The sequence below is a fragment of the Nitrospira sp. Ecomares 2.1 genome (assembly GCF_965152585.1).
In genome coordinates, this window is record NZ_OZ224219.1 from 2331617 (window position 1) to 2344769 (window position 13153).

The following is a 13153-nucleotide window of genomic DNA, read 5'->3' on the forward strand; positions in this document are numbered from 1 at the left end:
GCCGGAATACGACAAGGGGGCCCACATCTAGCTTTGAACCTCTATGTGGATAAAATAACGGGAATCAGGAGGAAATGGCAGAGGGGAAAACCTGACAAGATACTGCACGCAGGGGATGGGAATATTTTCAATCGAGGGAACAAATGGGGGATTAGTGAAGGGGATTTCCAGGCGTCAGCACACCACAGCTCAGGGCAAACTGAACAAGGTCGGCACGACTACGAAGCCCGAGCTTTTCCATAACCCTCGCTCGATAGGTTTCAACCGATTTGATACTGATTCCCAATTGATCGGCAATTTGTTGATTGGTAAAACCTTGAGCGACCAAACCGAAAATTTCACGCTCTCTCGGGCTGAGTTGTCCCAGTAACCCAGGCGCCTTGTCGGTGAGACTTTTTTTTGATGCCCCGCGAAGATCCTGCCCCACCCCTTTCCCCACAGTCCAGTCAACATAGGTCTTTCCTTGGGCAATGGTGCGGATCGCTCTTAATAATTCTGTGTCTGCCGCACTCTTGACGACATACCCGGAAGCCCCGGCAGCAAGGGATCCGCGAACGTAGCCGCTTTCGGTGTGCATGGTCAGGACAAGAATGTAACCGGAAGGACAACATTTTCTCAGTTCACCGATCGTATCAATATGCATGTGACCATTCATGGCCAGATCCATCAAGATGATATCAGGTAATAGGCTTTGAACGGCCTCAAGGGCCGCAGGGGCTTCTCCGGCTTCACCTACGACTTCCATGTCCGGTTGCCCATTGATCAAGAGACGCAATCCCGATCGTAAAACTGCATGATCATCCACGATAAAAATGCGAATCTTCACGCCGTCTCAGCCTTTAAAGGGATATTGACATAGATGGTGGTTCCGGTTCCCGCAGATGATTCAATGGAAATCGAACCATTGAGCAACAGCGCTCGCTCCCGCATTCCATGCAGGCCCAGATGGGCACCTGCCGCAGCTCTCCCGACAATCGCTTCCGCGTCAAACCCCTGACCATTATCTTCCACAATAAGTCGAATCTGGGTAGGGGTTTGCTGCAGAAGGATCGACACGGTGGTGGCCTTTGCATATTTTGCTATATTCGTCAGCGCCTCCTGAACGATTCGATACAAGGCGGTTTCCACTGCGGGAGACAGGCGATTCTTACTTTGCCAATTTTGAGCCACATCCACCTCTATGCCATATGTTGAACTAAATTCTCCTCCATAGCGGGCGATGGCTTCCTCCAGTCCAAAATCATCCAGCACGCTTGGACGCAAACCTTTTGCCAGTCGCTGAACTTCCTGCAGTGTCGTACTCGTAATCTTTCGTAGATCGTTCACCCGTGCTGCCATTCCATCTGAACGGGCATCATTCTCAGCTGCGCGGAGTCCAACAAGAAGGGAGGTCAGCGATTGGCCAATTTCATCATGTAATTCCCGGCTGATCCGTCGCCGCTCATCCTCCTGGGCCGTCATGATTTTTTCCAATAATTGGCTATGAAGCGCTTCAGCTTCTTGAAGCTTTTGGTAGGCCAAGGCATTCTGAATGGCAATAGAGGCCACTTGTGAAACCCCGATCATGGTTTGCTGATCAAAACGTGTAAAGCCACTCGTCTTCTCTTTGTTATGTACTTCAATACATCCCAAAAGGGTATCCTTGGCATCGAGAATTGGAATGCTTAAGGCTGAATGAATTTCAAATGCCTGTCGGAAATCCTGCTCAATCTGTCTGTCCTCATGCGCTCGATTCGTGAGATAGGCAGTCTGATGGAGGAGAAGCCAGCCGGGTAATCCCTGCCCAGGGGACCACGAACGATGACAGAGTTTCATTGTCTGACCGTGAAAATATTTTTCACACACCAGCTTTTCCCCCAAAACCAACCCGGCAAACCCGGCATGAGCCTGGACGAGTTGAATGGCTTCTGTCACTAATTCGTCCAGGAGCGTTTCCAGAACGAAAGTGGAATTCAATTTTTCACTCAGACGCAGCAGGGCTCGAATAACATCTTCTTCTTGTTTTTGTTTGGTGAGATCCCCCATCACGGTGGCAAATCCCTGAAGTTGATCAGTTTCATCACGTAAGACGGTGATGCCAACATGGCCCCAAAATTTTACCCCGTTTTTTCGCACTAACCATTGCTCCTTCATGACACTTCCCGAAGCCCTGGCCTCATTCAGAAAATGAGTTGGTTCGCCGGAATCAATGGCAAAAGGTGGATATAACAGGGAATGAGGCCGACCCAGAACATCCCCTGCGAGATAGCCGAAAATGTGTGCGGCCCCTGCATTCCAACTCGCGATGTTCCCCTCCGGATCCAGCATTACTATTCCGTAGTCCTGGATGCTTTCGGCGACCAAGCCAAATCGATCCTCACTCGTCCGAAGGGCTTCTAGCGCCCGCCTCCGTTGAAGAGCCAAGAGGGTAATCGCCCAAATGGCGCCAATACAAAAGGCTCTGTTCGTGATGGGAAATCGAAATGGCCAACTCAAGGATGACGGTGCCCCGCTCAAGGTGGAAAATGTGAGGCCAAACCCTATGATCGTGAGTGCGGTGCATCCAATGGCCACAACATAGACCATCCTTCGTGGTAACCGTTGTGTGGCAAAGAACACCACGCCCGTGTACAACATTTCTTCCGCAAATCCCCGTGGAAGAAGGAGATCAAACGTGAAAACCCCACCAGCCAGGATAAGGGTTAAGACAAAATCTTTGGGGTTGTATAATTGGCTTGAATACATAAGGAGAAAAACCTGCTCTCCTCATACATTGGCGGTTTCAGTGAATGCCTGAGTGGGGATCTACCCGGTTCGTGGACGATCGATGGCACTACAGCAGCCGCACCAGGCGCAAATAATTTCATACAGCTGAACGATTCCCCACAACGTTGCGGGAATAACGATCACAAAGAGGGTGACGACTGCAAACAAACGCCAAAGGGGATGTTTGGTTTTTTGTGGAAGATTTTGGGACATGAAATATATAAGAAAACTATAGGAGACCGCGTTTTTCGAGATATTCTCGATTGATCATTGGGGCGGGCTTTGCGGGAAGCATCCCGCTTGTTTGTAACAAGCGTTCAACATATTTTCCAATCAAATCGGATTCTAAATTGACCGTATCCCCAATTTGCTTGAGCCCCATGGTGGTAACTTTGGCTGTATGCGGAATGATGGCTACGGCGATAGAACGTTCCGAGACCGCATTGATGGTTAAACTAATTCCATCCACGGTAATTGAGCCTTTTGCCACGCAATAGCGCATAATTTCCTCTTGAGCTTCAATGGTGAGTTGAATCGAATTCCCATCTTGTTGTCGAGCACGTAAAAGACCAATTCCATCGACATGGCCCGTGACTATATGCCCCCCCATCCTGGCATTGAGTTTCATGGCCCGCTCCAGATTAACCGGTGTTCCAACGGAAATGGTTCCTAATGTTGTGCAGTTCAATGTTTCGGTCGACACATCCACCGAAAAGCCCAGGTCGCCCACTTGACTGGCCGTTAAGCAGGCACCGGCGACACTAATACTATCACCCAGTTTCAGATCTTCTAATGTCAGAGAAGCCAAAATGGAAAACTTTGCACCTGTCAACCCTTTATTAATCGACTGAATTGCACCCATTTCCTCGATTATTCCGCTAAACATATTCCACCAATTTTGGTTATTGGATATGACTGTCTTTATTGAGGAGAACTTTTTTCACGATCACAACAAAGACCACGATCAGGACTACGACACCGAGGGACGCCACAATCCCGATGATAAGATCACCGGTTCCCATTTCTTCATTCATGGTGTTCGACTCCTTTGCCTGCCCATCAGGAAAAAGTTCATTATAGCACAACCGGTTTTTTGATCCCTATCATCGTGACACCAAAAAATGCCGCCGTCAGTAATAATAAGCTTCCAATACAGAAAAACCCGCCTCCATAGCCTAGGGCATGGATAAGTATTCCCGCTAACAGCGGTCCCCCCGCATGCCCGATATCCATAATGGTCCCTCGTAATCCCATACCAGCCCCCAGATCTTTTCCTTCTGAAAAATCAGCAACCAGGGCCGTGGTCGAGGACGTCACCACCGCCTCCCCAAATCCAAACGTTCCGGCGACCACTAATAAAAGAATATACCCCTGAATGTGCGGAATAAACATCACCATGAGTCCGCACAGGCACAGTCCTCCAAAAATCAGTGGTTGCCTGGCCCCACGATCGGAGATCCGGCCCATCACCGGTTTGGCGATAAAGGAAGTCAACGCCTGCACTCCAAACAAAACCCCGATTTCTGCAGCGTTCAACCCAATGAGCAAACCATACAGCGGCAAAAACGCCATCAGCGTGCCGTTTCCCATCATCTTGGCCGCTTCCACGGTACTCGTGATGAGAATGGGTGGAATCTGACAGACCCGGCGGAGGCCTTCGCGCATTTCCTTCCATATGGTCGAGGAGGAATGTTGATGAACTCGCGAAGGTGCCTGAGTCGGAGGGATCAACCAGAAGAAGACCAAAGCTAACAATCCAAAGACACCGGCTAAAAGAAACGTGGGCGAGAATCCATATTGATACACGACAGCACCGCCAATCATCGGACCCAGTAGCCCACCGCCTTGGGTCGCCGAAGTATACCAACCAAAGGCTTCGCCTCGCCGTTTCGCAAAGAGCTCTGCCACCATCGCCAAGGCCAGCGGCGTAAACATGGCTGTTGCCAATCCATGAACCAATCGGAGAGCCCCTAATGTCCAGAGATCTGAGGTGAACGGATAAAGAAAGGGCGGAAACGCAAAGGCCAGCACTCCTCCTAACATTAACCGTTTTCGATTGACTTGGTCGGAGAGCAATCCCATCGGAAGCTTGAGTATCACTCCGGTCACTGTCGAGACAGCCACCAATAGGCCGACAAGAAAAGGTCCCGCACCAAGGCTTTCCACAAACAACGCCAAGGCCGGTCGACGCACCATGTCATAACTGACAAAACTACAAAATCCGACAAGACTAAGAAAGAGAAATGCCTTGGAATCTTTCATATCAGAGAGCGAACAAATTCGTGAGCCGGTGGAAGAAAACCGTCATTGAGGAAAAGAACCGAAGGTTGAAACGGTCAAACCTGACCCGCCAGAATCTTTGAGGAATTTAAAGACCGACAGGTGGTCAGCTCGATTGCCTCAGAAGGCCTTAGGGTTTCAAGGGGGACACCCACGTCAGCGCAAGGGTCTCTTGCCGGCCAGAACTGAGCGTCACTTTGGCTTCCTGATACCCCAACACCGGATGCCAGGCCCCGACTGTATGTGTGCCCTCTGGAACATCCGTCAAACGGAACACCCCATGGTCATCGGATACGGTCACATACGGATTGGCTGCCAGCAGGAGCCAACCTTGCATGAATCGGTGTTGATCACATTCCAGCTTGATAATACTGCTACCCCGTGTTTTGAGTGGAACCGTCGCCTCCCCTCCTTCTCCCAGATTGGGTAAATGGAAAAGTGGCAGGCGTCCCTTGTCCAACATCTCCCATCCGCGAAGCTGGTGAAGAATCGGATCACGCATGGCTATCCGGAGGGTTTGTTCGTCCATGGCACCGATGACTTGTGGCGCAAATTGACAACGGTCCACTGTCACGACCGGACCTTCTTTCGGTACGGGTTTGCCACGCTCAACCTCTTGAAGAAACACGATCACATCCGCCAAGCGTTGTTTGGAAGACACCCGGACTTCTGGAATATGAATAACACCATTTTTGTCAGAAATGGTCTGACAGAATTCTGGATGGCTTCCCATGGTGACTTTATGGGTCTTGGCCGATGGAACAATTCCAGAAAATTTCATCACACCGGAAATTATCCCTCCACCAGCAATCTCCTCTTCCTGGTAGGCATGCACCGTCTGTTGGCTCATCAGGGCACACCACATCACACCCACCATGATCAATGATAGGAATGGATAGTTTCTTTCCTGGCCTTTGACCCGATTGCCATTCATGACACAAATCTCCTCACCTATAAATTTTATCCTTAAGAAGCCTCTTGGACTTCCAACGCACATGGGACGGGTTAGTGGGGGATAACCTCTACACATCGTTGGAGGGAACGAGGATCATTAAATCTCTCGGAGAGTCTCACATTCAGTGACTCAACCATCCAGATTAGCCTCACTGAATTCAAGTGCATTTGGTCAATTTTTCCACAGGTTGGTACATCAAAAAACAACGGTACCTGGCATTTAGACCAAAATGCTTCGTCGTGATTCCAACACTCCTTGGAACAAAATGTCATATCCACTCGAACGGACGCAATATGGCCTTTTGTTTTTTTTCCAAGGAAACGATCGTTTTTTTTCTGTATCTCTTGAGATATTTTCTCACAGAAATCATCTTGCCGTTTTATATGTCAGGCTGGCAAGAGTAAAGAACTCTCATTTTTGTTAAAGAACTGAGGATATTGGTTCTGTGAATTATGCTGATAACCTGAAGGCTTATATCACAGGACCACACCCGTATAAATAAACGTTGAGGTGGATGTGGGTAATCCTTCAAAATAATGAGGGAGGAGAATATTTTGATCGTCCGGAAACCGGAAATCTTTTGCCAAATTCCCGGCATTAGGATCCCACGCAATCAAAGACCAAAAACTTATGAATACTTGGAATGAGGAGGATTTCAGGAAGGAGAGACTGAAGATAATGCGTCCTGTTCGGACTGGCACACTGAGATGAGTTCATTGATTTGGAGATTATGAAGCAATTCTCCGACACATCCCTGCGGCTGAATCCAGGTTATGCGGCGACGTAATTCTTTGAATTGATAGGAGCACAACACGAGAAGACCTAACCCAGCGCTATCGACAAATGTTAAGCCCTTGAGGTTGAGAATCAGGTGCTCTTCTTCCGTATGGCAACATTGATTAATAATGGCTTTGACATGCCATCGGGAATGCATATCCAACCGGCCATGAAAATCCACGACGGTGGCGCCTCGAATTCCGCGTATAATGACTTCAATGGCCATAATCGAAACCTTATCGGTCCAATATGCCAGACCTTAACAACGGGTGTTTCCTGCCTTCTCGGCTTCCGCGATCCATGGTAACCCCACAGAGCACGGTTCGTTTTCTTTTGTTCGACCTGTATCATATTAGTGTTTTCACCCACCGACTCCTGCTACAATTTCACCATCCATGCCACCAGCCATTCATCCCGTTGATCTCATAGAAATTCTCCGCCAGCACCGGTTGACTCCGGCGATTGTCTTTTTGACATCTCGCCGGGCCTGCGATGAGGCCATTGATACTTTCGCCCACAGTTCAGCCAGGATGTCCTCTCAACGCTCAGAGGCCATCCGGGAATTTCTGGAGAAATTCACCAAAGACTTCCCGAGTATTACCCATCACCCCCTCATTCCGGTTGTGCAAGAATTTGGAGTTGCGGCTCATCACGCAGGACATCTCCCATCCTGGAAAATTGCGATTGAAGAACTCATGCGCCTGGGATTGTTGGATGCCGTGTTTGCCACAACGACCTTGGCCGCCGGGGTCGACTTCCCGGCACGTACCGTCGTCATTACCCAATCCAGCGTCCGTAAATCGCAGGATTTCACGGATTTGACGAACAGCGAAATTCAACAATTGGCCGGACGCGGAGGCCGCCGAGGAAAAGATTTGGTGGGAGTCGTGGTCATTACCCCCTCCCCGTATATTGACTTGCACATCCTTGGAAAAGGACTCACAGGCTATCCGGAACCGATTGACAGTCAATTCGTGGTGTCCTACCCCATGGTCCTAAATCTGCTAAAGGCCCATTCGCTGGATCAAATTGAGGGGCTGCTCGCTAAAAGCTTTGCGCAATTTCAGCTGAATCAACGATCCGGCATTCATCAAGATCATCTGGATCAGATCAAAGAACAATTGGAACCCTACGGGCCCAGGGAATGCGCCGATTGGATCACCCAATGGAAGGGCTTTGATCTGGCCCGTCGACGCAAAGCGCACCGACATCCCATCGTCACCAATGACACGCCATTCTTGACTGCTTGTCTGCCGTTTCTGACTCCAGGTCGCCTCATCGGACTGCCGAAAGGTCCGGCGATTATACTTCGTCAGTATCGAAGCCGTGGAACCTTTGCCCCTATGTTATCCGTGATTCGGGCCAAAGGCACGTTGGGTGAGTGTCCCGCTCATTCGGTCACTCAGGTTTACGACCGGGTGTTTGAGTTTCAGCCCTCTCGCACTATTCCCTGGTGTCAGCCACAGGTCCTCTCTCAACTCAAGAAAGAGCTTTCCCAATTGCCCACGCGTCTGCCGACAGTCCCCATATTGCCGGAAACCCAGGAAACAGACGACCCGCTCCTTGCAGAAATATTAACAGAGGAATTTCCCTGTCCCACCTGCCCGTCCCATTCGGCATGTAAGAAAGACTTTCCCCTGGCTTCGAAACTCCGACAGAAATCCCAGCAATTAACCAAAACGATTCAAGCACTCCGTGACGGATTGTGGCACCGATTTCAACAAAAAGCCGATGTGCTCCACAAATTTGGATATATCACCGCCTCCTCGCAACTCACTGCTGACGGAGAGTGGGCTCGACTCATTCGTATTAACCATTCCTTGCTCATAACAGAACTCATACGTATGGATGCCTTCTCAGGCATTGCTCCAGGATTGTTGGCAGGCATCATGGCGAGTATTTCCCATGATGATGATCGTCCGGGATCCTACATGCGGCTCCCATCCGGCCTGGCTACGATGTTGACGCAAGTGCGGGCGGTGGCTGATTCATTGAGTCCGTATGAACCCCCACCCTTGTTACGCTCAGATGTCGCCGCACTGGTGGAAAGCTGGATCGGGAATCCTCAGCTCACTTGGGCCTCACTGGTTCGCTCCACATCCATGGCTGAAGGGGACGTGTATCGCCTCTTAGCCAGGACTTTGGAATTTCTCTCTCAAATATATGGACTCAAGATCACTCACCCGGGCTTGGCCGATACCGCCCACTCCGCGATGGTGACCATGCGACGGGAAGTCTTGCAGGAACTTCCATAGCCAAAGATGGGGACCCAACGCCATGCATTTTGATGATCTCAAACATGAACTCCAGAGTTTACCGGTGAAATATTTGCATCATATGGCCAAAGGCCGCATCCATCGACATTTCCGTCTTGGAAAACATCGGCTTGTGGAATTAATGCTGGCTTTCCCTCCCGACCAGATTCTGGCCATTGAAACTGAGTTACAACAAATACTGACTACTCGACAGGAACGACTGGCCGCACAGGAAGCCCGCGCGGCTGCCCGCCCTCAAAAGGCCGCTTCGCCCTTTCAATCAAAAAATAGACAAATGAAGGGAAAGCCCAACTTCGACCATTCCCAGCCATCGATTACGCTTCAGGAAATTTTAAAGGGGATCGGGGTTCCTGAGCCTCAGCCTTTTGTTCCAGATCCATGGCAAACCGAAGCCGTGGAGCATCTGGCACATTCCGATGTTATCGTCAGTGCTCCGACGGGAAGTGGAAAAACCTATGTCGCCATACAAGCGATCAAACAGGCTATGGCACTCAACCAAACAGTGATTTACACCTCTCCACTGAAAGCGCTCTCGAATACAAAATTCATGGAATTCACCCAACTCTTTGGACCGGACCAAGTCGGGATATTAACCGGAGACCGGAGGGACAATGCCCAAGCTCCGCTATTGGTAATGACGACCGAAATTCTAAGAAATTTATTCTATGATGCCGCTAGTGGGGAGATTGATTTACGATTGCATACTCTGGGGTTAGTCATTCTGGATGAATCGCAGTACCTCGCTGATCCAGAACGAGGGGTGGTGTGGGAGGAAACGATTATCTTGTGTCCCTCACAGGCACGGCTCCTCCTCCTCTCTGCATCTATCGGGAACCCTCAAGATTTGGCCGAATGGCTACAGGCCATCAGGCCTATTCCCTGCCATCTTATCCGACATGCCAAACGATCCGTTCCTCTTCGAGGGCTGTATCTCCATCCCACAGGGCAACTCGTTCCATTATTCAAAAACCAGGATATTCTCCAAGGCAAAGGCTATATCTTTCATCCAGACACCAGACAGCTGTTCACCGAATACGAAATTAAACCATTTCGATAATTTATGAATTAGTGGGAAAAATTACATCGCCTGTAATCTCAAGTGTGACATTAAATTTCAAGGGACCAGAAACTGTGCCGAAATAAACACATGTTGTGGTAATAAGTATACGATTCCGTCATCATTCTATTGCTTTTATTGTTAATTTTAAGGAAATAACCCATATCCATAATTATTATTTTTGAGCATGAATTTTGCGTTAATAATACTGAATTCCTAAAATGTTTTTTAAACTTCGATTTCCAGGCTCAAAGATGAAGACCAGATTTCTTGCTTCCACATGTATCAAGTATTTCCTCGTAACCTTACTTCCAGTCATTTTTATTGGCTGTCAGAGTATTCAGCCAAAATCACCTGGGGAGTTGGCCATGGAGGATCAGGAATTCCTGGGAATTTGGGACGCCTATAATCAATGCGTAGATGGTTCTGATATTCAAAGCATGCAGGCCAATCTTTCCGTGTTAGCCTCTGCACCTAAACCGATCTCACTGGATGATTCTCCTATTCCTGTCCCCGCCTTTTTAAAAAAATTATCGACAGCGAGGGGTTCCCGTTTGGCAGTCGATCCACGGGCCATGGCTGCCTCATGCTCAATCCACCTTGCAGAAGTTGCCCAATTGTCATCAGACTGGCCAACGGCTCTGCGCACCTTTCAGAAAATCATAGTAGATTATCCAGAATCTCAATATGCATTCTACGTCAGCAAGGCCAATCATGCGTTAGAACAATTGACCACCATTCGGCCCGTCTCACTATCTACACAGGAAGTCCTGGTACAATAAAAATCGTTCCCTCCTGGTTCACTCACTCAAGCCTTTTTTTGCTTCGGTCGTCCGCTTCACGCTATCTTTCGTAACGGTCCTCCCTTTAAACATTTTCATAGGTTCATACTGGCACTATCTGGCTGGAATCTTGATGAAAAGAAAACCAGAATAAGCTAGAGGAGTTGCTTGCTTTTTGGCTTATTGGGCTGGCAAATATCACATTGGCACATGTTGCGCAGTGCGGTGTAGGAATAGAGCCCGGTATCATGTCCGTCACTCCATTTAAATCGAAAGGCATAGCGCCCAACCGGCTCCATATCCTGCAATAAAATAAGAAGGGGGATAGAGTCCGGCTTGAGACGCAACTCACCGGTCCATTCGTCCGTGCAAGCTGCACAGGGGCAATGTTGTCGCAAATACCGAACCGGATAGATGCCCTTATGCCCATCACTCCAGGTAATGCCCAACACCCCGTTTTCCAGCCATTCCATATCTGTAGGTTCAAGTGACGATTGAGAATTCATACCCGATTATCCTTATGAGTGGGCATCCTTCGACACCCATTGTTCAAATGTTGGGAGAGCTTTTCCGACAACTGCCTGGAAATAGGCTTCAATAGCTTCTTCCACTTCAATACGGACCGTTCCAATCGCTTTCAATCGAGATAGACTGGCCATGGGGAGTCGTCGAGCCTGTTCAATAAACGCCAGGCTTCCTTTAGAAATGGATAATAATCGGCCTACCCCCTCTTGACCACAGCCGTTACAGACCATCCCACCTAATCGAGGGGAAAACCACTGAGACATTTTGGAGGAGGCCATATTTCCGCATTCAGTACAACGATCAATTTGTGGACGAAAACCAGTATAGCTCAGCACATGAATTTGAAATAATAATGTGGCGAGTGCCAGGTCCCGGTCAGGAAGCAGACTTTCCAGGCCATAAACCAGTGCTGAATACATCTCAGGATTGGGATCACGATCCGCCGTAATCATCTCCACCATACGTACCATCTTGGCGGCTGCAGCCATTACGCCCAAATCTTCTCGTACGGCTTTAAAGTTTTTGACAAGATCTATTTGACTAATTTGTCCCAAAGCGTCAGGGGTTTTCTGGAACAGGGTGACATCAACAATCCCAAAGAGCTCAAGAACCCCGCCAAACCGTGTTTTCATTCGGCGAGCACCACGAGCGGCGCCACGAATTTTACCTAGATCAGGGGAATACAGGGTAACAATTCTGTCAGCATCACCCCAGCGTTGGCTTCGAATAATGACCGCGCGGGTTCTTAGGAGCGGCATGAGAACTCCACGAGGACTCTCTGCACGTCAGACGTGAAAACTACTGTGATTACCACCCATGTTCATCCATATCCCAATTCGCTCAACATCTGCACATTATCGCGCCAGCCCTCCTGCACTTTCACCCACATGCGCAAATAAATCTTCATACCGAACAGTCGCTCCATATCTATCCGCGCACTTTGGCCAATCTCTTTGAGGCGCATGCCTTTTTTCCCGATAATGATTCCTTTTTGACTGGTTTTTTCCACCAGGATAACGGCCCGAATACTTGTCAGGCCTGGTTCTTCCTGAAACTCCTCAATCATGACACCCACTGCATACGGCAATTCATCGTAGGTCTGTTCTAGAACTTTTTCACGAATGAGCTCCGCAGCCATATGACGCATAGGCTGATTGGTCAAAAAATCTTCGTCATACATCAATTCCGGACATGAGGGCAAACACGCAAAGGTTAATTCAACTAATTGGGGCAGATTAACCCCGGTCTTAGCGGAAATGGGGATAATTTCACTCCAGGGAAACCACGTGCGGTATTGATCAATGAGAGGGAGCAGCCTGGATTTGGCGACAGCATCGGCTTTATTTAATAATAAAAATACTCCCTGAAATGGACGTTCTTGATGGGCTGTGGTCACCTGCTCCATAACCTGTCGGTCTCCGGGGCCTGGCAAAACCTGACTGTCCACAATCATGTAGACCACATCAGATTGAGTCAGGGTGCCTAACGCTGATTGCACCATCTGTGTATTCATTCGATGGTGAGGCGTATGGAGGCCTGGCGTATCAATGAGAATGAGCTGGCCTTCCGGGTAATGCCCGACTCCTAAAATGAGGTTTCGCGTAGTTTGTGGTTTATCAGAGACAATGGCGATTTTTTCGCGAACCAATGCATTGAGCAACGTCGATTTGCCGACATTGGGTCGGCCGAGAATGGCTAATTGACCTGATTTCATCGAATAACTTTTAAGTATGGGAAAACGGAAGAAACATCAATG

13 protein-coding genes are annotated in these 13153 nt (G+C 48.9%); 3 read left to right on the plus strand and 10 right to left on the minus strand.

Annotated elements, in window-relative coordinates; translation table 11 throughout:
* Positions 1-151 precede the first annotated feature (151 nt).
* The 7 genes from ACWHYD_RS10115 to ACWHYD_RS10145 all read right to left on the minus strand — a co-directional run bounded on the left by ACWHYD_RS10115 (position 152) and on the right by ACWHYD_RS10145 (position 6983).
* A complete protein-coding gene (locus ACWHYD_RS10115) occupies positions 152-826 on the minus strand; it encodes a response regulator (protein ID WP_447965772.1) in 675 nt (224 codons plus the stop codon).
* Positions 823-2724, minus strand: coding sequence for a sensor histidine kinase (locus ACWHYD_RS10120; protein ID WP_447965773.1), 1902 nt, complete (start codon positions 2722-2724; stop codon positions 823-825). The genes ACWHYD_RS10115 and ACWHYD_RS10120 overlap by 4 nt, the downstream gene beginning before the upstream one ends.
* 250 nt (positions 2725-2974) lie before the next feature.
* Entirely contained in the window at positions 2975-3631 is a 657-nt protein-coding gene (locus ACWHYD_RS10125; protein ID WP_447965774.1) for a riboflavin synthase, read from the minus strand.
* A gap of 16 nt (positions 3632-3647) precedes the next feature.
* Complete coding sequence (locus tag ACWHYD_RS10130; RefSeq protein ID WP_447965775.1) at positions 3648-3779, minus strand: hypothetical protein; 132 nt, start codon at positions 3777-3779, stop codon at positions 3648-3650.
* A gap of 40 nt (positions 3780-3819) precedes the next feature.
* Entirely contained in the window at positions 3820-5007 is a 1188-nt protein-coding gene (locus ACWHYD_RS10135; RefSeq protein ID WP_447965776.1) for an MFS transporter, read from the minus strand.
* 148 nt (positions 5008-5155) lie between these two features.
* The gene (locus ACWHYD_RS10140) at positions 5156-5959 is read right to left on the minus strand and encodes a hypothetical protein (RefSeq protein ID WP_447965777.1); all 804 of its coding nucleotides are present in this window, start codon (positions 5957-5959) and stop codon (positions 5156-5158) included.
* A 676-nt stretch (positions 5960-6635) separates the two neighbouring features.
* Positions 6636-6983, minus strand: a complete 348-nt coding sequence (locus ACWHYD_RS10145; RefSeq protein ID WP_447965778.1) for an STAS domain-containing protein — start codon at positions 6981-6983, stop codon at positions 6636-6638.
* A 169-nt stretch (positions 6984-7152) separates the two neighbouring features.
* Between ACWHYD_RS10145 and ACWHYD_RS10150 the strand changes: the two genes are divergently transcribed.
* From ACWHYD_RS10150 to ACWHYD_RS10160, 3 genes are all read left to right on the plus strand, one after another.
* Positions 7153-9012: a hypothetical protein gene (locus ACWHYD_RS10150; protein ID WP_447965779.1), complete on the plus strand. Its 1860-nt coding sequence runs from the start codon at positions 7153-7155 to the stop codon at positions 9010-9012.
* Between the two features lie 22 nt (positions 9013-9034).
* Entirely contained in the window at positions 9035-10090 is a 1056-nt protein-coding gene (locus ACWHYD_RS10155; RefSeq protein ID WP_447965780.1) for a DEAD/DEAH box helicase, read from the plus strand.
* A gap of 254 nt (positions 10091-10344) precedes the next feature.
* A complete protein-coding gene (locus ACWHYD_RS10160; RefSeq protein WP_447965781.1) occupies positions 10345-10872 on the plus strand; it encodes a hypothetical protein in 528 nt (175 codons plus the stop codon).
* 155 nt (positions 10873-11027) lie between these two features.
* On the opposite strand, the gene ACWHYD_RS10165 is transcribed toward ACWHYD_RS10160, so the two are convergent.
* From ACWHYD_RS10165 to era, 3 genes are all read right to left on the minus strand, one after another.
* Positions 11028-11378, minus strand: a complete 351-nt coding sequence (locus ACWHYD_RS10165) for a gamma-butyrobetaine hydroxylase-like domain-containing protein (protein ID WP_447965782.1) — start codon at positions 11376-11378, stop codon at positions 11028-11030.
* A gap of 12 nt (positions 11379-11390) precedes the next feature.
* Complete coding sequence (gene recO / locus ACWHYD_RS10170; protein ID WP_447965783.1) at positions 11391-12155, minus strand: DNA repair protein RecO; 765 nt, start codon at positions 12153-12155, stop codon at positions 11391-11393.
* 62 nt (positions 12156-12217) lie between these two features.
* The gene (gene era, locus ACWHYD_RS10175; RefSeq protein WP_447965784.1) at positions 12218-13111 is read right to left on the minus strand and encodes a GTPase Era; all 894 of its coding nucleotides are present in this window, start codon (positions 13109-13111) and stop codon (positions 12218-12220) included.
* Positions 13112-13153: the final 42 nt, after the last annotated feature.